The following is a 25,737-nucleotide window of genomic DNA, read 5'->3' on the forward strand; positions in this document are numbered from 1 at the left end:
CTTAACAGTAAAAAAGTTATGGATACTTTATTAAATCATAATAAATTTGGCTATCTAAATTACCACATTTAAATTTTATTTAATATTCAACCTCAAGTAAAAATAAACCTCTTGCTTCTGCAGTTGGTCCTGCCATCTCTCTGTCTTTACTTACAAGAATATTAGCTACGTCCTCTGGATCAATATTTCCCAATCCAACTTCCATTAGAGTTCCAACAAGTATTCTTGCCATATTAGGCCAGAAATCATCAGCTTGTATAGTAATCTGAACTTCACTATTGTTACCATAGATATCAATACTATAGATTTCACGCTCTGTTGACTTTTTCATTCTTTTATTGTCAGAAAAGGCTTTAAAATCATGCTTTCCAAGAAGGTACTTCGCTCCTAGTTTCATTCTTGAAACATCTAATTTCTTAAAAGAATAATAACTAAATTTACGTTCAAATACCGATTCATATTCTCCCATTGCGATCTTATAAAGATATTTAAAAGATTTTGCATTAAAACTACTGTGAAAACGATCTGCTTCTTCAGTAACTTCAATAACAGCAATATCTCTTGGAAGAAATCGATTTAAATAATGTTTAATCTCATAAGGTTTCATCTTTGTATTAGAAGTAAAATTAGCAATCTGAGCGTTCGCATGAACCCCTGCTTCAGTTCTAGCCGCACCAATTAGAGTAATTTCTTCCTCTTCCATCTTAGAAAGTACACTTTCTATCTTATCTTGGATCGTAATACTTTTTGGATTCTTTTGTTTCTGCCAACCATCATATCTTGAACCATCGTACTCTATTACTAATTTAAAATTTCTCATTTATTTATACCTTTCTGTATCTCAGTCTTATTCATATTTTCTTAAAATTTCGTATTTTATTCAGCTGCATCCGACAAATGCCTTAAAGTTTGCATTATCCATTTATATTCATGTAGCAATAATACATGCCTTCTTCTTTTTTACTCAAACCTACATTATATATTAACATCTAAAGGAGTTCTAAACAAGCTATAAAATAAATAATTAAATCTTCTAATACTTCACATTCGATCAGCCCTAATCATAACTTTCCCTGAATATTGTGGTATCAACAGACCAGAAGTTATTTTGTTTTAAAAGCATTAGAAGTTCTTAAAGAAAATTCATCATGCCAATGATAAGAAGAAGCCGTGTCTGAGTGTATCCCAACGAGTTGGTTTCTTCTTATCATGTTTTAAATGATGGATTCTCTTTTAGAACTTCTTATGCTTTTTAACCCAAATAACTTCTGGCCTATTGATACCGCAATATTCTGATAGACTGCCCTATAAGGAGCCATGAATGAATATCCCCCACTAGTTAATAGCCCGAATAATCGCAATCAATATAAGTAAACTTCCCGAGAACAACCCACATACTTTACTATTTAGATTCTGCAACTGATGGAATCTTCCCACTAACCATTCCCCTAGAGCCAAAAAGAACATCTGCGTAAGTCCAACACAGACTGGTATGATTAGATTTCCAAGTCCAATTGCTGCAACTGCGATTCCAGCACTTACAGAGTCAAGGGATAAAGCTAATGCTAACAGTATCGCTTCTATACCCGTAATCTCCATTGAATGATCCCTATCATACGTATTCTCTTCTTCATGATTAATACTATTTCGAATAATTGATGCTCCCATAAGTACTAAGATACTTATTCCAACTATTTTGCATACATCTTCTGGCATATAATAACTCATGTGTCTTCCTATCATTACTGCTACGAGCATCATTAGCATTGATACAATTCCTATGATTGCTTTTGCCTCACGCTGGATTCGAACTCCTTTTATTTTGTATGAAACACCAATTCCCAACGCATCTATACTCAAAGAAATAGATATTATAATTATGCTAAATATCATACCATTTATTCTCCCTCAACAACTGACTAATCTTTTATAACTCTTTACCTTAAATACTCAAAAACTATAAATTGTTTTCTTATAAATATTATTCTAGATTGTCATAATCATTTTAAAATATGCCATAAAGTATAATACGTTCCAACTATTAAGGAATTCATAAAAATTTCAGAATTGCTTCTCACCTCAAGTAAATTAACAAAGCTTGTTATATTTATTCACATTGTACATATAATTAGCTATGAACAAAAAGATAAGCTTTAATTGTCCTAAGAACGGACAGTAGACTTGATTAATTACCAACGAAATTAAAGCTACTAAATCTAGTAAGGGAGTGAATATATCAATGAATTGGCATTCCAAATCGCCAGCAGAAGTTGCAAAAGAACTTCAAGTTACGATTGAAAAAGGCCTTAGTGAAAAAGAAGTATTAAAACGGCAAAAGAAATATGGTAAGAATATATTAGAAACTCAAAAGAACAAAAGTATATTAATCAAATTTTTAGAACAATTCTCTGATTTTATGATTATTACCTTGATTGTCGCCGCAATCATCTCATTTCTTGTATCCTTATTAAATGGAGAACTTAATATTGTCGACCCAATCATTATTCTCTTAATTATCACGTTGAATGCAATCCTAGGAGTTGCTCAAGAAACGAAAGCAGAAAGATCTCTAGAAGCACTAAAAAAAATGTCTTCACCTACTGCTTTAGTAAAACGAGATGGAAGCATTCAAACCATTGAGTCAAACGATTTAGTACCTGGTGATATTATCTTTCTTGAAACAGGACATTTTGTTCCAGCCGATGCCAGACTTATTGAAGCAAATAATCTTAAAGTAGAAGAATCCTCCCTCACTGGCGAATCCCATCCAGTAGAAAAAAATGCAGAAACAACATTACATAAAGATACACTTATCTCCGACCGCATTAATCTTGTCATGGCAACCAGTATCGTCACCACTGGACGTGGTCATGCAATTGTAGTTCATACTGGAATGGATACTGAAGTTGGCCATATTGCAAAAATGATTATGCAAGATGAAGCCCCTCAGACTCCATTGCAAAAAAGACTTGCGAAAACTAGTAAGTCACTAGGTATCGCAGCCCTTATCATTTGCGTTATTATATTTATTATCGGAATCTTAAGACAACATGATATCTTTGATATGTTTATGACATCTGTTAGTCTAGCTGTAGCAGCTATTCCAGAAGGGCTCCCTGCAATTGTTACTATCATGCTGTCCTTAGGTGTACAACGTATGGCTAAGAAGAATGCTGTTATCCGTAAGTTACCAGCAGTTGAAACCTTAGGAAGTGCAACTGTAATCTGCTCTGATAAGACTGGAACACTGACACAGAATAAGATGACAGTTACAGAGATTCGTTCTATAAAAGGTAATGAATATCCTGATAGTCCATTAGGTATATTCACACTAACATTAACTGCACTTTGTAATAATACAATTCTTCAAGTAACCAAGAAAGAAGTAAATACAACTGGTGAACCAACCGAAACTGCATTTATTCATGCTGCTTATAAAGTAGGTCTAGTAAAGACAAAACTTGATTTATTAAATCATAGAGTGTATGAAATTCCATTCGATTCCACAAGAAAACTAATGACTACAGTACATCAACTTGAAGACCGAACTTTTCGCATTATAACAAAGGGAGCACCCGATGTCTTATTATCCAAATGTAACTTTATCTATGAAAATGGCAAGATACTTACATTAACTGATTTAAAGAAAAAACAAATCCTAAAGCATAATACCGAAATGGCCAATAAAGCTCTTAGAGTAATTGCTGTAGCTTATAAAGATTTACCAACCTTTTCAAAAAGTCAACCTCAAAGACAAATAGAAAGTTCCCTCATCTTCGTAAGCCTAATTGGATTAATTGATCCACCTAGAAAAGAAGTATATGATGCAGTTACAACTTGTAAGATGGCTGGAATTAAACCAGTTATGATTACTGGAGATCATGTTGATACAGCATGCGCAATAGCAAAAGAGCTTGGAATTATGGGTCCACTTGATAAAGCAATAACTGGTGCAGAGTTAAATGTAATGAGTAAAGAAGAACTTGATCATAATATCTACCAATATAGTGTATTCGCAAGGGTGTCACCTGAACATAAAGTAAGAATTGTAAAAGCATTTCAGAACAATAATGAAGTCGTAGCAATGACTGGTGATGGGGTCAATGATGCACCTGCTCTAAAGTCTGCAGATATCGGATGTGCAATGGGTATTGGAGGAACTGATGTTGCCAAAAATGCAGCTGATATGATACTTACTGATGATAATTTTGCTACCATTGTGTCCGCAGTACGTGAAGGTCGTGGTATCTATGATAATATTAAGAAAGCGATTCATTTCTTACTATCAAGTAATATCGGTGAGATTATTACCATATTTGTAGCAATTATTCTTGGTTTACCTTCTCCGTTGTTAGCAGTTCAGCTTCTATGGGTTAATCTTGTTACAGACTCCTTACCTGCTATCTCATTGGGCGTGGAACCTGCTGCCAAGGACATTATGAAGAAGAAGCCTATTCCACTCAAAAAAGGAATGTTTGCTGACGGATTGGTATTTAAGATTATATTTGAGGGAATGATGATTGGTGCCCTAGCGTTATCAGCTTTTGTTATTGGTATTAAGTGCTTTGATGAGAAGACATATCTTGGAATTCTTAATCCTGAAGTCGGTCGTACCATGTCATTTGCGGTACTCAGCCTCTCCCAGCTCTTCCATTCCTTTAATATGAGAAGCGATCATTCCATTATGACAATTGGGTTATTAACCAATATGAAGCTCTTCCTTTCCTTCCTATTCTGCACCTTTTTACAAGTTATTGTTATTTCCTATGAACCACTTGCTGCCATATTTAAAGTAGTTCCATTAACTAGCTTACAGTGGGTTATTGTATTTGCATTGTCTTTTGTACCTATTATCATTATCGAGATGCAAAAACGTGCAAATAATTATTAAAAATAATGTCAAAATCCTTTTCTAAAACAAGACTTTTGACAATCAAATCTTACTAAAAGAATAAAATCGTTCTTAATAATTCAAATATTTGTGACGATACATAACTAGAATATTCTTTAGGACAACGAAAGAGGTGTAAGAAAAAAGAATGGAAGAAACAAATAATTTACTTACAGTACCATTAATGATGTATAACAGATCTCTACATGTGAACTTAGAAATGTATGATAAAATGCCTTATGTAAGAGATGAATCTTTATGTAATAAAAGTACAGTACGATTAATTAGCGGAAACATTATTAAATTTTATCGATGTAGACTACTAGAACCCTACTACTTAGATTCTGATCATATACAATAAAAATACTCCTCTCTTAATTCATCAAGCATTAAATAAAATAGTCTGAATTAGTTAAAAATAGGGGGCTGTCGTATTAGCCATTAAAAAATTTAATGGCTAATACGACAGCCCCTTAAAATTGAATCATAAAAAAAGTTAGACCCCACGATTGGAAATCTAACCTTATATGTTTTAAGTTTAACTAAATGACATGATGTTGGAGTCAAAAGCCTTTTATAACATACATTGTGTATATTGATGTATAATTATTAATTTTGGCGTAGTCCGGCCAATGTCGTCAACTTAAGAAGTTACAAATAAATACTGAACAAAAATCAAACATTATTTTGTCTAAAATGCAAATTGACAAACAAATGTTTGCTCCAAAATTTTAATAGATACATTTTTACTATTAAATTTTGGAGGACTTCATATTATGATTAAAAAAATATCATCTTTATTAAAATCAGTTAATAACCTTATTACTAGCGAAGAGTTTATTGAAAAACATAGGATTAATCAAAAAAGCTTTAATCGTAATCGAAAATTAACTTTTAAGGATATTATTTTATTCCTTTTAAGTCAGCCACAAAAATCTTTATCTGTGGCTCTTTCCGATTACATAGATTCTTCAAACCTTGCAATTGACTCAATTTCAAAACAGGCTTTTTCAAAAGCTCGCTTTAAAATTAAACCTGATGCTTTTCGTGAAATTTTTCTAATGACTACTGATGTTAATAAAACAAGATCAAACCTTAATACTTGGAATGGTCACCCTGTATTAGCGATTGATGGTACTTCATTGCAGATTCCTAACACAAAAGAAAATCAAACTTATTATGGTTCTAAAAAAAATCAATATGACCCTGTCGCTCTGGCTTCTGCTTCGGCTTTGTATGATGTTTTGAATGATAACTTACTTAATACAAAACTCGTTCATTATCGTACTTCTGAATTAGTTCAAGCCCAAACATTAATCGATGAATTTAATTTAAATCAAGTTCACGGAGAGAAAGCACCAATTATTATTTTTGATAGAGGTTATCCATCTAGAAAACTCTATGCGCAACTTCAAGAAAAGCAATGTTTCTTTGTAATGAGACATAAAACAAAGTCCCATGGTGCGTTAAAAGCGGTATATCAATGTAATTATGGTGATACTTCAATACAGTATTCTCATAACGACTGTTCCTATCCGCTAAGAGTTATAAAGTTTGATTTGCCATCAGGCTTACAAGAGACACTTGTTACAAATCTTTTTGACCCCAATATAACTGTTGAAATGTTTAAAGAACTATATTTTATAAGGTGGGGGATTGAAACGAAATATCGTGAAGTCAAATCGATATTAAAGCTAGAAAATTTTATGGGCATAAAACCGGAAGCAATTGAACAGGAATTTTATGCTGCGATGTTTGCTTCAAACCTATTATCAATGTTTGCTTCTGTTTGCAATGAAGAAATATCTAATATTCAACAGGAAACAAAGAAAACAACATGTTATAAAACAAATAGAAATATTCTAGTAAACTATCTTTTTAATAAGCTATATACTTTGATTTGTAACTATCGTATTGCTAAAAAGGTTATTAATAATTTGATAAAAATAGGTATAAAAAATCGCTCACAAGTACGTACAAACCGTTCTTATGAGCGAAAGAAAATGCGAAGCAGGATGAAGTTCTCCCAGAACACAAAATCCACTTTATAATATACATTATAAAACGAAAAACTGCTCGCTCATATAGTTTACACTATTTTTATAAATAATCAAATATGATGTTTTATTTTTGTACAATTTTTTGTAAACTTTTTTACTACAAGTGTTAAGTTGACGACATTGGTAGTCCGGCCGAAGGTATCGTTTATATTTTGTCAAGACTCATAGTGAAAATAGGAACGTGAGTGAGTATTTTCACTAGTTCTGAGGCTTGTAAAAAATATGGTGCCTGAGGGAAAGGTAGCCAAAATTCATAATTATACAGCGATATACACTCAGTACACTAAAATAAGGCTTTTAACCCCAACATCATGACATTGCTTCATACACTGTTGTTAATCCGTGTGAGGTAGGACAAAGAGTTAGTAGCTTGATTATTATTTTTTCTTAGCCTTCGATGGATTCAAAGAGGATAATTCAAAAGCACATACTCGATCCATCTTATAGGATGCATTGTCAAATGATCCAGATTCATAGATAACATATAAATAATCCCCATCTATAGCTACCCCTTCATTCATAGATGGCATTTCAACTGTATTAATGCATTCTCCTAAAGATATGATTTCATTTTCTTCTGATACTTCTGGCTTATAAATATCTAACTGACGCATATAACCCCTTAATCCTTTATACAACTGGCAGGATCTGGATAGTATTAAATCCCCGGAACTGTTAAATACAATACCTTGAACTCTGGTTGGTACTGTATAAGTACTATCCAGTTCTAATTCTGGTATAGTATCTTTATTTAGTATAGAATAACTGTTCATATCAGTTTCTTTTAATTCATCATAGGTACCAATCCAAAGTTTATCATTATAATAAGTAATATATGATGCTATGATATCTAAATTAATGGTAGTGCTAATCTCAATATCAGCATCTGTAATGCCTTCTTTAATTTTGCTTTCCATCTGAGAAAATGGAATGGCAGCAACACCTTTATGAAGAGTGATCCACACATTAGTGCCATCATATGTAATACCGCCTAGATGAGATTTTCCAGGAACAGTAAACGTAGTTAATAACTCCTTAGTATTTTTATCCAACGCATAGATAACAGAATTTTCTTGAAAAGAACGGTCATAACAGGTTATTAGTAAATAATCTCCTGCAAATGTAATTGATTGTGGACACATACTGGAACAGCTAAAACCACCTGATTTCGTATTTATTAAACCTGGTATAATAAAACTCTTTGAATATACAACATTTTTTCTAAAAAAAGGAATTTTATATGCATCTGAACTTATAAAATCATCCACGGTTGGAAAATATTTTGCATCCGTATTGGTTGCTTGCACTTCAACAACATCTACCGATATTGTATTTGATTGTTCGCTGTCATATGTAACCCCATTGTATTTTCGATGGGCAATTGCATAAAACGAATAGGTATTACCAGTTACTAAACCTTCAGCAATGTATTTGCAATTACTATTTCCAGTATTGGTTGTTAATAGAGTATAACCTGATACTCCATCATCCATATAGATGTCGTAAGAGGTTACTCCCGTAACCTTAGCCCAAGTAAGTCTTATCTTTTTATCCCCTGCTTTGCCCTTTAGCACCACCATGTCAGGATTGGTACTTAATTGAACTTTATCTGAGTAGATACCCTGATAGGATTTATTTAATATGTAAGCTTTTATTCTATATGTATACCCTTTTCCAGAAGATACTTTTTTATCTACATACGTTGTATTTAAGGAAGAAGCAATCTTATTATACTTTTTAGTACTACTATTATAACGGTATATATTATAGCCTGTTGCACCTGATACCATATCCCATGATAACTCAATGGAATTTGTAGTAGAATTCACTACCTTCAGATTCATAACTTGTTCTGGGTTTGTAGCAGTCTGATAAGGATTCGAAAATTCACCCAAATATTTTGTACCCGAAATATCAACTATAGCACGTATTTGATAACTATGTATTGTGGCAGGCGTATAGTGAAATGTTGCCTTATTCGTATTCACTGTAGTTTCTAGATTATAGTTGCCTGTTGTAGCATCTTTGGAATAAATCTCATAACTTGTCACATTCGCTATACTGTTCCAAGCAAGCGTTATGGTTGTTGTATCATGATAAGTGCTCTTAATTCCCGTAACTTTACCGGGGTTAACCATAACAGATAAGGTGGTCGTGCAATTCTGATATCGTATCGTAACATTCTGTAAACCAACCTGATTGCTATTAAAATCTACTATTTCATAGTCTGTAATATAGCTCGATGTTCCATCCGCATATACACCTTCTACAACCATCCCTGTCGTATCAAAATTTTCTCCACTCAGATAGGTCATTTTAGTAGGATTTTGCGTAATTCTAATCTGAGTAACCGTATTGATTTCTTCTGCTTTTACTGTATTAGAACATACTAATCCAGAACAATTTATAATTAGAAATAGTAATATTAATAGAATTAATGCGTTTCTTTTCATGTTATGTAACTCCTTGTATGTATTGTATTATCCTAAATAATACGTCTTTGTCTATAATTTGTCAATTTTCATTTCTATTTTATTAGAAATGTCATTTGTGTACGCAATAGCAGTGTCTAAATAAGTGTACCTCCATAAATTAGAAAGAAAAATATAGATCTAATTTATGGAAGCTATGTCAAGACTATTTAAAAAGGTTATACCCCCACAATCGGAAATCTATTAGTTTGAAACATTTCACTTGATATTTCTACAATCTCTTCTATCGGTATCCTTGTCCCGTCATGCATAACTATAACATGTTTATATTGATCAATTTTCTTTACAGGACCCTTCACTAAGATATAAGCCCCTCCTTCCTTCAATTCATCTGCTCTAAAAAACAAAAATTCTACTTCTATTAATCTATCTAACTGCTCTTGTACAATCTTTATTTTTTCATCTAATACAGTTTTTGCAGCTTCGTCGAGTTTTATCCTTTGGTCAGTCAGTCTGGCAGTTTCTTTGATTGCTCCTTCAAAACCTGTTAATGCTGCAAATGGAGAGAATTGCGCAGCACGGTCAAGTATAGACATATGCTCTCGATTGTTAGAGACAGGATGCTGTAAGTTAATAATATCTTCATACGGATGTTTGTCTTTATAATCTTGTATCATTTCCATATCCTTTCACAGAATTATAAGTGTGTAATTAGTGTAATTCATAACCTATGCCTTATGACCTCCAATTTGTTTATTTCTTTCTATTGTCATAGCGCCTTCTTCAAAGTTCGTTCCCTTTAATATTGCATTTTTTCCATACTTTTTCTTGATATCAAGAATCGCAAGTTGCATCTTCTTTTCTCGAAGTAACTTAGCTTCCTCTTCTTCTTTTTCCTTTTGCTTAGCCTCATAATCTGTAAATAAATTAAGTTGTTCAAAAGACTCCTCTTTCCTTACAATACTTTCATTCACTACATGATTGGCTGTAATGTTTATTCTTCTAACTAATAAGTTCTCATCCACTATCCTAGTATATAACTCCATAACAGCATCAATAATTAGCTTTGTTGAAGATGTTTGACGTTTCAGATTTATGGTTCCATGCGCATGCTTTGGAATCTGACGACCATAGTGATCTGTCGTTATTGATCCATGATAGTTCTTTTTAATCTCTGGATTACTTAGATTTTCAATATCATAGCCTATTGTCAAAACCATCTGATCAGTTACAAGTCCTTTATCCACCAGATCAAGCACAAGAAGATCTGTCATTTCACGTACTATAATTCTTGCCCTATCATAATTATATGGATATTGTAGAACCTGCCCTGAACTAATACTATTCGTGCTTGGTTTATATGCCTTTACATCTGCAATTGTACACGGTTCCCATCCCCAAGCATGGTCAATTAAAAGTTCTGCATTTATTCCAAATAACTTGTATAGCAAATCCTCATTATAATACTTATTTTTCTTACCAATGGAACACCTTGCCACATCACCCATTGTATACATTCCGTGCTCCTCTAGTTTCTTTGCATACCCTCTACCTACACGCCAAAAATCTGTCAGTGGTTTATGAGTCCATAGAATTCGTCTGTATGACATTTCATCTAATTCTGCAATTCTCACTCCATCTTTGTCTGCAGGTATGTGTTTCGCTACGATATCCATTGCTATTTTACAAAGATAAAGATTTGTCCCAATTCCAGCGGTTGCAGTGATTCCGACCGTTTGAAAAACCTCACCTATCATCTTCGCTGCAAATTCCCTAGCAGAAAGATTCGCAGTCTTCAAATACTGAGTTACATCCATAAACACCTCATCTATAGAGTAGACATGGATATCCTCTGGAGCAACATATTTCAAGTAAATATTATATATTCGTGTACTATATTCCATATACTTTGCCATTCTTGGAGGCGCTGCAATATAATCTAATGATAATTCTGGTGATCTTTTCAATTCAATATCATTGTACGATGAACCAGTAAAGACATGCCTCGGTGCTTTGCTCTTTCTATTTGCATTTTCTTCTTTCACTTTCTGAACTACCTCAAATAGCCTTGCCCTTCCAGATATCCCAATCGATTTTAATGATGGAGATACTGCAAGACAAATGGTTTTCTCTGTACGGCTTGCATCTGCAACAACAAGATTAGTTGATAATGGATCAAGCCCACGTTCCAGACATTCAACAGACGCATAGAAAGACTTGAGATCAATCGCGATATAGATATGATTTTTCTGTTCCATTCTATTGCCTCCTTGTTTTTTGTTATAGTTTTGCTGTAGTTTTTGGCTCTGTCGCAACTCATAGTTTCGTGGTTATTGGGCATATTATAGCACATTCCAAAGAAATTTACAAACAAATGTTCTAAACATCAACAACAGGTTGTGACAGAGCTTAGTTTTTGATTATAGCGTTTTTTATATTGATTTCTTTTATGATTTTAGGTAAGCAAAAAGGAGCTGCCACACTTTCAATTTCACAATCATTAGTGCTACAGCTCCATTTAAAATTTAATATTATTCTATATTGTCTGTACTTTATTCTATATCCTTTAAACTATATTATGGTAATTCATGATATATTTTAAAAGCTTTCTTTCCTGGATATACTGCACATTCCCCAAGTTCTTCCTCAATACGAAGAAGTTCATTATATTTTGCAACACGGTCCGTTCTTGAAGGAGCACCTGTCTTAATCTGACCAGCATTTGTAGCAACTGCGATATCAGCCAAGGTTACATCTTCGGTTTCTCCAGAACGATGTGATACTACAGCTGTCCACTTATTATTCTTAGCCATCTCAATTGCTTCTAATGTTTCAGTAAGTGTACCAATTTGGTTAAATTTGATTAGTACTGAATTAGATATTTCTTTATCAATACCTCTTTGGATACGTTCTGTATTCGTAACAAATAAGTCATCACCTACAAGTTGAACTTTATGTCCTAATCTCTCGGTTAACTTCTTCCATCCATCCCAGTCTTCCTCTGCAAGTCCATCTTCCAAAGAGATGATTGGGTACCTGTTGCAAATATCCTCCCAGTAATCAATCATCTGATCCACTGTTTTGAATTCACCTGATTTCCAGAATAGATATTCACCATTTCTTCCTGCTTTAATTGCTTCTTCATACATTTCAGTTGCAGCTGCATCCATTGCGATACAGAAATCTCCTCCTGGTTTAAAACCAGCTTCTTCAATGGCTTTCACAATATATTTTAAAGCAGCTTCATCTGAATCAAATTTTGGTGCGAATCCACCTTCATCTCCTACTGCTGTAATATAGGAATCTTTTTTTAATAGTCCTTTTAAAGTATGGAATACTCTAGTACTTTGTTCTAGAGCTTCAGAAAATGATTTTGCACCAACAGGCATAATCATAAATTCTTGAATATTCAAACTAGAATCCGCATGTTTACCACCATTAATGATGTTCATCATTGGAACTGGAAGTACTTTAGCATTTACACCACCGATATATTCATAAAGAGGAATATCAAGTGCTACAGCTGCTGCTTTTGCAACTGCTAACGAAGCTCCAAGAATGGCATTCGCACCGAATTTGCCCTTATTAGGAGTTCCATCTTCTTTAATCATAGCTTTGTCTACTGCTACTTGGTCAAATGCATTCATACCACGTAATAGATCTGCAATTGGACCTTTTACATTATTAACTGCTTTGGTAACTCCAAGGCCAAAGTATTTAGTCTCATCATTATCTCTTAATTCGACTGCCTCAAATGCACCAGTGGATGCACCAGAAGGCACTGCTGCTCTACCAACGCTGCCATCCTCTAACATAACCTCTACTTCGACCGTTGGATTACCTCTTGAATCAAGTATTTCTCTTGCTGTTACTTCTGTAATATAAAGTTCTTTCTTCATATGGATTCCTTTCTTACTACTTATATTGTTATTTTCGTGAACTCTACAGTTACTTTTACTGAGTCGTTCTTTCATGAGCACCTTAATTGAGGTACCATGAATTCAATATATATCATTTACAAAAATAAGGAATCTATTCGAAATTTTTTGGAAATTCGTTTTGTGTAAACTAGTTGTCTTTATTTAGTCTTCCATTATTCGTTATGTCATCTAAATACCTTTTAAATTGTTCAAAACCTAACACTAAGATATTTTTTCTATTATCATGAAATTGATTAAAATCTGGATAAATTGGAAACGGTATATCTGTTAACAAAATTGTAATAACATCTAGCTTTGTTTCAGCTTCTTGTAAAATATTCGATTTCATTATATACTCAGCTTTATTATTTAAAGGAATTAGTATATTGTTTTTATCTTCTACTAAAAATAAATCGTTTATTCTGTTTATTCTCTGGCCATGTATTAAGTCTTTATATACTTTGCATTCTATAACAAATAATATTTCAAACTCGTCACTTTTTGCTAAAACATCAATTTGGCCTGGAAATTTACTATTATCACCACTCATATTAATTAATTGAACTTTTTTATTATTTTTCCAAGCCCCTTTAGAAGTCACTTCTCCTGATATAAAATTCTTATTTATTAAATACCTATTAACCTTTTTTTCAAAATCTAATGATATATTATATTTAAAATCTATTTTCCATTGCTTTTCCGATGCTTGAATATCTCTTCTATAATTATAGAATACATTCTCAAGAGTTGAGTTTATTGAATCACCCAAAATTTGATAGGAGGTTATATACATATTAAATCCATTTAATTTAATAACAGGTCTTTCATAAAGCAGAATCTTATCTTTACTTTTAGCTTCTTTACACCATTCTATATTCCAAGTTTTATCCTCTATACTGTAATTATCTAAAAATACGATTCCCAAATTAGTCAACTTGCATAATAATGAATAGATTGTTGTAAATTCTATACAATCCTTGAATAAATTTGCACCTACATAAAGATCATTCCACAATTCCATTGATTCATGATCTTCATTTGCTAACGGTAAAAACTTATGAACTCTATTATTAAATAATTTAATGCGTTTAGGATCTGCACCATTAAGTACTTCTTGTATAGCTTCTATAAATTCTTTATTATTCTTCAAAAAAAAGTATGTATTATCCTTTGCAGTTCTCTGCCTGGTCCCTCTATCGCTGATTGCTTCCATATATTTTTTCACATAATTTAAATCATCATGACTAAATAATATTTCACTGTTGATAAAATTTATTCTTTTATCTGGCAAATTATCATAGATTGAGTAGATTGATTCTAATTTTCTAAAAACTCTAATATTTGCAATTAAACTTGTTAAGTTTTCAACTGTTTTTTTAGATTCACAATTATATGGCTTACTTAAATATATATATTCGATTGCCCAAGCTGCAAACATTTGTAACTTATATCCTGCTAGTTTATCTCCTCCATATGATGTTTTTGATACAATTGACATACATATAGAAATTCCCCAATTAGTATCTATTTTTTTAGCTAATCTTTTTATTTCATTTTCATATATATTCATAATAGATACTATATCCGACTTATTGATATTATATCTATTATAAACTTCAGAGATAAATTTTTTATCTTCTTCATTTATTAATGATTCAATTATTATGTTTGAGTAATAATCAATTTCAATTAGAGTATTTATTTTATCTTCATGTTTCATAAATTTCCCCCGACTTTTCCTAATGTATATATTTAATTGTCTAACATCAAGAGGTTTATCTTTTATAGTCTATAATCTAAATGATTATTTTTCTCTTGAATCTATATATCTAAATAAATAAGTTACAACCATACCTATGAAAACCAAACCAAACACATATTCTGTTATTGATATAACCTTCAAATTAATACTATTAAAATTATAACCAATATTAATATTAAAAAATGATGCAATGCTTAAATAGATAGAACTTTCTAAATTTATATTTTTTACATTTGTAATATCATTTGTACAATAATAGATTCCAGCATAAATTAATAAAACAACAATAATACTATAAATCACATTAGATATCCTCTCACCATACCCCCATACTAATCCAGATATTTTACTGAACATAAACTTTACTGAGTATCTTATCGAATCGAAATTACTATAGTTATCTTTATAATACTTTTCTTCCCTAAGTATTATTGCTTTATAATTTAGTTCTTTAGCTCTCATGCTTTCAAAAAAATATTTTTTATATTCATCCATATTACCTGCTTTTATACAATTAATTGCCATTGTTTTGCAAAATTTCTTTCTGTAATTATATTCTGATGGAATGGAATTTTTAATATTTTCAAATTTTATATATGAATTATTCCATTCAGAATAAAAAAATTCAAAATTCTCAAACATGGTATCATAAAATCCACAGTCTATAAAAGTACAGTTTTTAAAATTAATACGACTAAATTTACTAGATTTGAAGTAACAACCAATAAATACACAAAACGAAAAATTTGATATATCAAATTCAATATTATGAAAACTTACCATTGAAAATGTACATCTATTGAAATTTAAAGTTGCATTTGCATTTTGAGGCTCAAAAGAATCATTTGAAAAAATAAGATTGTTATTATCAATACTTTTATAAATTTCCTCAAAGGTTTTTTCTTCTTTTCCAATATAATATTGATACACTTTTTCCTTCTCCTCACTTAATTATCTTTATTATAGGACTATATTACAATAAAATACAAGTTTTTTCCACTCCATTCCTTTTAATAAACTTTGTTTAGTCTATATTTGTGTAGTTAATAATAACTTTTTAACGAAAGTATAAAAGTTGTACGATTTTAAGTTTTTACTCGTACAACTTTCTCAATTCATATTTCTATTCTTTAACTATATAATTTAAGTATAAAAAACCTTTATATTAACCATCAATCATACCAAATAACAACTAGTTTAGCTCATATAATTTTGTAAACTTCTCTGTTAAATAATCTGTGAAGTATTTCGCATTTAGTTCTTCACCCATCATATCTTTTAGAAGTTCATTTGTTTTCTTAAGCATTCCATATTTATGAATGTTTTCTTTTAAGAATTCACGAACTGGAGTTAAGTTACCTTCTCTTAAATACTGTTCTACTGGCATTACTTTATTCATATGAGCATAGATTTGAGCTGCTACAGCACTACCTATAGCATATGAAGCAAAGTATCCATAATTACCACATGCCCAGTGAATATCTTGCAATACACCTTCTGAATCTGTTTCAGGTCTAATGCCTAAGTATTCTTCGTATTTCTTATTCCAGATCTCAGGAAGCTCTTCCACTTCTACTTCATTATTGAACATCATCTTTTCAATCTCATAACGTATTAATATGTGTAGACAATAAGTAAGTTCATCCGCTTCTGTTCTTATTAAGCTATTCGTAGATTGATTAATCCCTTTGATAAAATCTTCTAAGGATACATCTTTTAACTCTTCTTTAAATGCTTCTTGTAATTTTGGATAAACTGGTAACCAGAAATCCGTACTCTTTGCAATATTATTTTCAAAGAATCTAGATTGTGATTCATGAGCTCCCATAGAAGTACCGCTACCAAGAACTGTTTGTGTTAATCGATCATCAATCTGCATCTCGTATAGTGCATGACCTGTCTCATGAATGACTGAGAATATTGCACTTTCAAGATTATTTTCAAGAAAGTGATTCGTAATTCTTACATCATGGTTATGTAGATTGGTTGTAAATGGATGTGCACTTTCCGCGATAACACCTCTATTAAAGTCAAATCCAATGTATTCTGCCATGAAGTGACAGAACTCTTTTTGTTTCTCAATATTATATGTTCTATAATTAAAAGAATTATCTACTTTATCCTTATTAGCAGATACTTTTTGAACTAGAGGAATGATTGTCTCTTTCACTTCATTAAAGAATTTATCAAGAATCTCTACTGTAAATCCAGGTTCGTAGTCATCCAATAGAACATCATAACGATTTCCTTCCCCTTGATATCGATAACCAATGAATTTACGTTGAAAATCAATTAATTTCTTTAAAACAGGCGCAAAATGATTATAATCATTTTTTTCTTTTGCTTGGGCCCATACATTGCTTGCAGTTGCTTGAAGCTCACTATAAGCTTTGAATTCTTCTGCTGGTATAACTTTTAGATCATTATAATTTTTTCTTAATTTTTTAACGATAGCTTTCTCTACTTCATCTAACCCAGCTTGTTCATCTGGTGTTTCTAATTTTGTTAAAAGACTATTTACATCTTCATTAATTAAAGTATTAAAGGATTCTAATGCCAATACTCCTACTGCTTTTGCTGTATAATCCATGCCTCCACTTGGTGCTAGAGTTTCCATATCCCAACTAAGTAAGGTTAAAGCTGTATTTAGTGCCATGTCTTTATCTAAATACGGTTGTAAAAGTTCAAATGTTTTGCTCATATCGTAGCCTCTTTTCTTATAATATTTGGTAAAACTATGTCTAACATTATATCATTAATATTTCTTATAAACTACACTTTTGTTGTAAATATAAATTTGACTTATAAAAATAGGAATGCTATATTTTTATATAATATGAGTTGCTAGGCAAATTGCACAAAACTGCAGAACTCATGCTTCACTGAGTATGTATAAAAAGATCAAGTTTTCAGAAATTTAAACGATATAATACATTTGAAAGGCCAGGTATTTAAATGCTACAAAAGATTTTTGAACAATATAGAGATTCCTTCCTTCTAGCAATCATAGCAGTTATCATCGGAGTTATTACAGGTGCTATTGATTGTCTCTTCGGTAAAATATTAATCAATATTTCAACTTTTCGAGATGCAAATTTTATAAAGCTAATTTTTTTACTACCTTTCCTTGGGCTTTTCATTATATTTCTGTATAAAAAGTATGGTAAAAATTCTATAAAGGGTATGTCACTTGTCTTTGGTGTCGCACATAATGAGGAAGATAGCATTCCATTAAGACTTGTTCCACTTGTTATCATCAGTACCTGGTTGACGCACCTTTTTGGTGGTAGTGCAGGACGTGAAGGAGTTGCGGTACAGATTGGTGCTACTATTGCAGATAATCTAGGTAAGCTTACCAAGATAAAAGACAGTAAAAAAATATTAATTGTAACAGGTATGGCTGCTGGCTTCTCTGGGCTTTTTCATACACCAATTGCAGCAATATTTTTCGCATTAGAAGTGTTAGTTGTAGGCTCACTCGAGTATAACGCATTACTGCCTGCTGTTATTGCTTCCTTTGTATCCAACTATACGTCCAGTCAATTAGGACTGGAGAAATTTCATGTAATCCTAAAGACTCATTTAGTCTTTAATATAGAAACAATTATTAAAATCTCAATAATAAGTATTCTATTTGGAATTGTTGGTGGGTTATTTGCCCATATACTCAATCATACGAAGCAATTTCTTACAAAAAAGTTACCGAATCCTTATATGAAAATAGCTATAATAGGTGCTATCTTAAGCATAACCCTAGTTACGATTCACTTCGGCCGTTATTCTGGACTTGGAACTAATCTTATTAACGATAGTTTTCTTAAATCTTCTGATCATATCTATGTGTATGATTGGTTATTCAAATTCGTATTAACAATAGTAACTCTCGCAGCAGGATTTCAGGGTGGTGAAGTAACACCCCTCTTTGCCATTGGTTCTAGTCTAGGTGTCATATTAGGATCTTTACTTGGTTTACCTTGCACATTGGTTGCTGCTTTAGGATATAGCTCTGTATTTGCTGGAGCAACGAATACTTTTATTGCACCAATCTTTATTGGAGTTGAGGTATTTGGATATGAGAATCTACCTTATTTCTTTCTATCCTGTTCCATTGCTTACCTTTTTAGTGGTAACAAATCAATCTATACCTCACAGAAAGTATTAGAAAGTCGTAAAGAATTATAATACTTATGAGCCTTATTTTAATGTATTGAGTGTATATCGCTGTATAATTATTAACCTTGTAAAATAAAAGACTTTTGATACCTTATTCCGGATTATCGCATTTTAAAATTCATGATTATAAATATAATCATGAATTTTTTTTCATTAATTGTTGCATATTATGTAAAAAACAATTAAAATAGATGTCAAGAACTTATAATTATACATTTTAATGAATAGAAATGAGGTATTCGATATGAAACTCTGGGGCGGTCGTTTTACAAAAGAAACAAATAAACTTGTGCATAATTTCAATGCATCCATCTCTTTCGATCAGAAATTCTACAAGCAGGATATTGATGGTAGTATAGCTCATGTAACCATGTTAGCTAAGCAAGGAATCCTTACAAATACTGAGAAAGATACCATTGTATCAGGATTAAACAATATTAAAACCGATATTGAAACTGGTAAATTATTGATTGATAGTACGCATGAAGACATTCATAGCTTTGTAGAAGCACATTTAATAGAACGAATCGGTGATACTGGTAAAAAGCTTCATACTGGAAGAAGTCGTAATGATCAAGTCGCCTTAGATATGAAACTTTATACAAGAGAAGAACTTTTAGAAATGAAAGATTTGCTGAATACGCTTTTAAAGACCTTATACAATATTATGGAACATAATATTGATACATTCATGCCTGGCTTTACTCATCTTCAAAAAGCACAACCAATTACCTTAGCTCACCACATTGGTGCTTATTTTGAGATGTTTAAACGTGATCAATCAAGACTAGACGATATATATAAGAGAATGAACTACTCACCAATTGGTTCTGGCGCATTAGCAGGCACAACATATCCTTTGGATAGGGAATATACTGCTTCTCTTCTTCACTTTGATGGACCAACCTTAAACAGCATGGATTCTGTTGCAGATCGAGATTACTTAATTGAACTACTTAATGCACTATCAACAATTATGATGCACCTCAGTCGTTTCTCAGAAGAAATCATCATCTGGAATTCGAATGAATATCAATTTATCGAGATTGATGATGCATATAGTACTGGAAGTAGCATCATGCCCCAGAAGAAGAATCCTGATATAGCTGAATTAATTCGTGGTAAAACAGGTCGTGTCTATGGCTCCTTAGTATCGCTTCTTACTACTATGAAGGGTCTACCACTTGCTTATAACAAAGATATGCAAGAAGATAAAGAGCTTACATTTGATGCCATTGATACTGTGAAAGGATGTATTGTTTTATTCACTGGAATGATGGACACTATGAAATTTAATAAGACTATTATGGAGTCTAGTGCTAAGAATGGATTTACAAATGCTACAGATGCTGCTGATTATCTTGTAAACCATGGAGTAGCCTTTCGAGATGCTCATGGTATTGTTGGTAGATTAGTTCTCTACTGCATCGAAAAGGATATCTCATTGGATGATATGACTTTGGAGGAATTCAAAGCAATTAGCCCCGTATTTGAAGATGATATTTATGAATCAATCAGTCTGGATACTTGTGTAAATAAACGTAATACCATTGGTGCACCTGGCAAGGACGCTATGGAAAAAGTTTTAAAGATTTATAAAGAGTACTTAAATATATAAAAAAAGACTCTTTATTCATAGCTGATACAGCAGACAGCTTGAATAAAGAGTCTTTCCTATTATGAAAGTTTAAATTTACTTACTTCTTCTAACATTTCTTTTGTTCTACTTCCCAAATTAACAGCTGATGTTGCAACTTCATCGGAAGAACTATTAAGCTGTTCTGCAGAAGCAGATATTTCTTCACTTGAAGCTGAATTCTCTTGAGATATTGCTGAGATGTCATCAATACTTCCCATAATCTGATCTTTTTGCTTATTAATGCTTTCTGTTGCAGTATTGATATTACCTATCTTAGGTATAATAATCTTAACAGAATCTACAATTTTATTAAAGGACTGAAGGGTTGTATCAATAACAACAGCTTGTTCCGAGAATTCTTTACTAACTTCTTTCGTTGTCTTCACCATTTCCTGATTTTCTACATAGATTGCATCAATGAGAGCTGTTATATTAGCCACTGAATTACTTGATTGTTCTGCTAACTTTCGAATCTCATCTGCAACAACTGCAAAACCTTTTCCAGCTTCACCAGCTCTTGCTGCCTCAATCGCAGCATTTAAAGCTAATAGATTCGTCTGTTCTGATACATTATTAATAAGATTTGTAATATCATTAATCTTGTTAATATGCTCCCAAAGCTTTTCAATACCATTTTCAAAGCTTGTAAAGGAGTGATTCGTATTGTCTACAGACTTAGATAAACTCATCATATTCTGATTGCTTTCTTCTGCCAAATCTATAATATCTTTTGCTTTAAGATCGACTTCATTCATATCTTTTGCGATATTCTCAACACTAAATGCAAATTGATTCATGCCTTCTGCTATTGTAATTAAAGCATCTGATTGTGATATAGTACCTTTTGCTACCTCTTGGATTGCTTCCGCAACAATCGTTGAAGAGGCATTCATTTCTTCTGATACCGCAGATAAACTAGTTGCATCCATATCAATTGATTTCGAATTATCTATTACCTTTTGCAGCATTGTTCGAATCGATCCTTGCATTGAATGAATTGCATTTAACATTTGACCGACTTCATCATTTATTTTCAAATACTTTGGATCAATCTCATTTGAAAAATCTCCATTTGCCATCGGATTTATATATTTAATTGCAGTTTTTATATTCTTAATAATAACATCTGCAATTGCATATATAAGTACTCCTGATAAAATTAAAGCAATAATTGATACTGCTACAATTGTAATTTTTAGTGCAGTTAACGTTGATAATAATTCTGATTGATTCACTGTAACTGCAAGTGCCCAATTTGTTTTAGGAACGGATGTGTATGCTAAAACCTTTTTATTTCCACCATACTTATATTCTCCAACTCCTGTCTTGCCTTTTACCATTTCCTTTTCTAATGCAACTACTTGTTTTAATGAAGAATCTTTTTTGACATTTTCGAAATCATTATCTTGTTTCTCAACTAATTTTGAATTATAGTGCGCGATCTTTACACCATCTTTATTTAACATAAATGCTTTTCCAGTCTTACCAAAAGCTATATCATCAACCATTGAACTAACTTCTGAACTTTCTTTAGTGGCAGTAAATACCCCTATAATACTACCATGAAGTGTGATTGGAGCTGCATAAACAACTACCATCTTGTTATCTGATTTGCTCATTAATGGGTCTGATACATTTGGAATTCCACTTAATGCCTTTTTATAATATTCTCTGTCTGAAATATCGGTATCTTTATTATTAGAGAATATTATTTTTCCAGTTGCATCAGCAATTCCAACTTTCATATAACTATATCTAACAATTTCATCTTGTAAATTTTGTAACTTATTTACCGTAGGCACCATTGGATCTGATACATCTGGTGAGTTAGCAATCTGTTGAACTATTGATAATTGTTCGTTTACTCTTGATTCAATTACCTTTGAAGATTCCGTAACAATTGCTTTTAGCATTGTTTTTGAAGTCTTAATTAGTGCATTTTCAGATGCTTTTAGTGAACATACAGTTAGTACTAAAATAATAGTAATAATTAATACAGATATGTATCCTATCATTTTATACTTAATGCTACTTTTTTTACCACTAATACTTTTTCGTTTGATACTACTTGGTTTAAGCTTTGTCTTATTTTTCATTTTTTTCATATTATACACTTCTCCTCGTAATAATCTTAAGTACACTAAGCACTATGAATTTGTTTTAGATAATATTCATATGGTAAATATTTTATTAATTATGCAATATTATCTGTTATTTAGTAATATTATCTATTTCATAATACCACTATTTCTAGGAAGTTACAACCATTTTTGACTGCATTCGACACTATTTAATGCATTGATATTAAATTTATATTTCAGTTAGATTGTATTTATAATGCAAAATAATTTACTTTTATTCTAAATTTGCATAACTAAATTGTGCAATTAGTTCATTGCTATGGCATCAAGTGAATTTCCCCATAGAATTGAGAAAAGGGTCTATAAATAACATTCTGTTATTTATAGACCCTTATTAAAGTAGAAAGAGTAAATTTATTCCCAATTATATTAATTGGTATTTAACTATCAATATGAATTGATAAATTAAACTTCAAATAGTAAATCACCATAAGTAGGTACTGGCCATACCTCTTTATCAACGATTAATTCTAATGCATCGATTGGTGCTCTTAATTCAGCCATAGCTGAAAATACAGTGTTTCTATATGCTTTTGCTTGTTCTTCTGGTGATTCAATTGCTGCTGCTTTATCAGTAATTTCTTCTAATTTAACTACTGCAGTTTTAGCAGCAACTAATAATTCAGAAGCTTTTGTAAGTAAATCAGCTTGAACTGATACATCAGCAGTTGGAACAGCTGCTTTTACAGCATTGATTGAAGCTGCAAGGTTAGAAGTAAATTTGATAATAGCTGGAATATATTTCTTATTAACCATTTCAATCATTGTTCTAGCTTCAATGTTAATAGCTTTAGCATATGCTTCATAGTGAATCTCTTCTCTTGATTCAAGTTCAACTTTTGATAATACATTATGCTTACCAAATACTTTGATTGCTTTATCAGTTGTTAATGCAGGAACAGCTTCTACCATTGATTTAATGTTTGGTAAGCCTCTCTTTTCAGCTTCAACAACCCATTCATCAGAATATCCGTTACCATTAAAGATAACTCTTTGATGATCTGTTAATGTCTTCTTTATTAATTCTTGTACTGCTGCATTAAAATCAGTAGCTTTTTCTAATTCATCTGCAATCTCAGATAATACATCTGCAACGATGGTGTTAAGAACTGTATTAGCACCCGCAACTGACATAGAAGAAGCAACCATTCTAAATTCAAATTTGTTACCTGTAAATGCAAATGGTGAAGTACGGTTTCTATCAGTAGCATCTTTTTGTAGATTTGGTAGTGTATGTACACCAATATCTAATTTGCCACCTTGTTTTGAAGTTGTAGCTGATCCAGTTGCAATAATTTGATTCACGATATCTTCTAATTGTTCTCCAAGGAAAATAGAGATGATAGCTGGAGGTGCTTCGTTTGCTCCTAGTCTATGATCATTTCCTGGGTTAGCTGCTGATAAACGTAGCAAATCAGAATGTACATCTACAGCTTTGATTATAGCAGATAAGATTAATAAGAATTGAGCATTTTCATGAGGTGTCTTACCTGGCTCTAATAAATTCTTACCTGTATTTGTAACCATTGACCAGTTGTTGTGCTTACCAGATCCATTAACACCTGCAAATGGTTTTTCATGTAATAAACATTCTAAGTCATGACGTTTTGCAACTTTTTTCATTGTTTCCATAACTAATTGGTTATGATCTACTGCAATATTAGCTGTTGCATAGATTGGAGCCAATTCATGTTGAGCTGGAGCAACTTCATTATGTTGAGTCTTAGCTGTTACACCAAGTTTCCATAATTCAATATTAAGCTCTTTCATGAAAGAAGCGATTCTTTCTTTAATACTACCGAAATAGTGATCATCTAATTCTTGTCCTTTAGGAGGCATTGCACCAAATAAAGTACGGCCTGTAAAGATTAAATCTTCTCTCTTTAAATACTTATCTTTATCTACTAAGAAATATTCTTGTTCTGGACCTACAGAAGTTGAAACATTTTTCACTTCATCATGACCAAATAAATGAAGAACGCGAGTTGCTTCTTTACTGATAGCTTCCATAGAACGAAGTAATGGAGTCTTCTTATCAAGAGCTTCACCTGTATAAGAACAGAATGCTGTTGGTATGCAAAGTGTAACACCTGCTGCATCTTCTCTTAAGAAAGCTGGTGATGTACAATCCCAAGCTGTATATCCTCTAGCTTCGAAAGTTGCTCTAATACCACCGTTTGGGAAAGAGGATGCATCTGGTTCACCTTTAATCAATTCTTTTCCTGAGAATTCCATTAAGATTCCGCCATCTTTTGTTGGATTAATAAAGGAATCATGTTTTTCAGCAGTAATACCAGTCATTGGTTGGAACCAATGTGTATAATGAGTAGCTCCATTCTCAATTGCCCAATCTTTCATAGCGTTAGCTACTACATCAGCAATTTCAGGGTTTAGATCTTCTCCGTTTTCAATTGTCTTTTTAAGCTCAGCGTATACTTTTTTTGGTAAACGTTCTTTCATTGTAGAATCATTGAATACTTTGCTTCCAAAAAGTTCAGTTAATGAAAATTTTTCTGCCATAAGATAAATCCATCCTTCCATATTTCTTTATTCATTAAAATTATTATATAAATCTAAGTTAATTATTCACCAGATTTTTGATTTTGATATAGTAACTATTCTATTCATACTATCTGGTATGTTAATAATGCAGATGATTCTGTTTAAATCAACTTATGCATCGATTCTAGTGTAAAACATTTATATCTCTTGTAATAGA

General features: G+C 31.9%; 16 protein-coding genes. 5 read left to right on the top strand and 11 right to left on the bottom strand.

The window, feature by feature from the left end; genetic code table 11:
- Positions 1-79: 79 nt before the first annotated feature.
- Positions 80-820 (bottom strand): tRNA pseudouridine(38-40) synthase TruA, encoded by a 741-nt coding sequence (gene truA, locus bsdtb5_RS16580; protein ID WP_271713086.1) that lies wholly within the window; start codon positions 818-820, stop codon positions 80-82.
- A gap of 515 nt (positions 821-1,335) precedes the next feature.
- Positions 1,336-1,893, bottom strand: a complete 558-nt coding sequence (locus tag bsdtb5_RS16585; RefSeq protein ID WP_271713087.1) for a manganese efflux pump — start codon at positions 1,891-1,893, stop codon at positions 1,336-1,338.
- Positions 1,894-2,239: 346 nt separating this feature from the next.
- On the opposite strand from bsdtb5_RS16585, the gene bsdtb5_RS16590 reads away from it, so the two are divergent.
- From bsdtb5_RS16590 to bsdtb5_RS16600, 3 genes are all read left to right on the top strand, one after another.
- Positions 2,240-4,891, top strand: a complete 2,652-nt coding sequence (locus tag bsdtb5_RS16590) for a calcium-translocating P-type ATPase, PMCA-type (protein WP_271713088.1) — start codon at positions 2,240-2,242, stop codon at positions 4,889-4,891.
- A 148-nt stretch (positions 4,892-5,039) separates the two neighbouring features.
- Positions 5,040-5,252: a hypothetical protein gene (locus bsdtb5_RS16595; RefSeq protein WP_271713089.1), complete on the top strand. Its 213-nt coding sequence runs from the start codon at positions 5,040-5,042 to the stop codon at positions 5,250-5,252.
- 415 nt (positions 5,253-5,667) lie between these two features.
- The gene (locus bsdtb5_RS16600) at positions 5,668-6,942 is read left to right on the top strand and encodes an IS4 family transposase (RefSeq protein WP_271712180.1); all 1,275 of its coding nucleotides are present in this window, start codon (positions 5,668-5,670) and stop codon (positions 6,940-6,942) included.
- 386 nt (positions 6,943-7,328) lie between these two features.
- Here the strand turns inward: bsdtb5_RS16600 and bsdtb5_RS16605 are convergent, their stop codons facing one another.
- From bsdtb5_RS16605 to bsdtb5_RS16635, 7 genes are all read right to left on the bottom strand, one after another.
- Positions 7,329-9,404, bottom strand: coding sequence for a fibronectin type III domain-containing protein (locus bsdtb5_RS16605; protein WP_271713090.1), 2,076 nt, complete (start codon positions 9,402-9,404; stop codon positions 7,329-7,331).
- 197 nt (positions 9,405-9,601) lie between these two features.
- Entirely contained in the window at positions 9,602-10,060 is a 459-nt protein-coding gene (locus bsdtb5_RS16610; RefSeq protein ID WP_271713091.1) for a hypothetical protein, read from the bottom strand.
- Positions 10,061-10,111: 51 nt separating this feature from the next.
- Positions 10,112-11,641: a Y-family DNA polymerase gene (locus tag bsdtb5_RS16615; protein WP_271713092.1), complete on the bottom strand. Its 1,530-nt coding sequence runs from the start codon at positions 11,639-11,641 to the stop codon at positions 10,112-10,114.
- A gap of 318 nt (positions 11,642-11,959) precedes the next feature.
- Entirely contained in the window at positions 11,960-13,282 is a 1,323-nt protein-coding gene (gene eno / locus bsdtb5_RS16620; protein ID WP_271713093.1) for a phosphopyruvate hydratase, read from the bottom strand.
- Between the two features lie 169 nt (positions 13,283-13,451).
- Entirely contained in the window at positions 13,452-15,023 is a 1,572-nt protein-coding gene (locus bsdtb5_RS16625; RefSeq protein ID WP_271713094.1) for a hypothetical protein, read from the bottom strand.
- Between the two features lie 84 nt (positions 15,024-15,107).
- Positions 15,108-15,995 carry a pentapeptide repeat-containing protein gene (locus tag bsdtb5_RS16630; RefSeq protein ID WP_271713095.1) on the bottom strand — a complete coding sequence of 296 codons (888 nt, stop codon included), beginning with the start codon at positions 15,993-15,995 and terminating at the stop codon, positions 15,108-15,110.
- Between the two features lie 262 nt (positions 15,996-16,257).
- A complete protein-coding gene (locus tag bsdtb5_RS16635) occupies positions 16,258-17,766 on the bottom strand; it encodes a carboxypeptidase M32 (protein WP_271713096.1) in 1,509 nt (502 codons plus the stop codon).
- A 254-nt stretch (positions 17,767-18,020) separates the two neighbouring features.
- Here bsdtb5_RS16635 and bsdtb5_RS16640 point away from each other — a divergent pair, with 254 nt between their 5' ends.
- Both bsdtb5_RS16640 and argH read left to right on the top strand, forming a co-directional pair.
- On the top strand, positions 18,021-19,247 hold the full coding sequence (locus tag bsdtb5_RS16640; protein ID WP_271713097.1) for a chloride channel protein: 1,227 nt from the start codon (positions 18,021-18,023) through the stop codon (positions 19,245-19,247).
- A 235-nt stretch (positions 19,248-19,482) separates the two neighbouring features.
- The gene (gene argH, locus bsdtb5_RS16645; protein WP_271713098.1) at positions 19,483-20,856 is read left to right on the top strand and encodes an argininosuccinate lyase; all 1,374 of its coding nucleotides are present in this window, start codon (positions 19,483-19,485) and stop codon (positions 20,854-20,856) included.
- 59 nt (positions 20,857-20,915) lie between these two features.
- Here argH and bsdtb5_RS16650 read toward each other — a convergent pair whose 3' ends face one another.
- Entirely contained in the window at positions 20,916-22,982 is a 2,067-nt protein-coding gene (locus tag bsdtb5_RS16650; RefSeq protein ID WP_271713099.1) for a methyl-accepting chemotaxis protein, read from the bottom strand.
- Positions 22,983-23,423: 441 nt separating this feature from the next.
- Positions 23,424-25,538 carry a glutamine synthetase III family protein gene (locus tag bsdtb5_RS16655; RefSeq protein WP_271713100.1) on the bottom strand — a complete coding sequence of 705 codons (2,115 nt, stop codon included), beginning with the start codon at positions 25,536-25,538 and terminating at the stop codon, positions 23,424-23,426.
- Positions 25,539-25,737: the final 199 nt, after the last annotated feature.

It is taken from the genome of Anaeromicropila herbilytica (assembly GCF_016591975.1).
In the GTDB taxonomy this organism is placed as follows: domain Bacteria; phylum Bacillota; class Clostridia; order Lachnospirales; family Lachnospiraceae; genus Anaeromicropila; species Anaeromicropila herbilytica.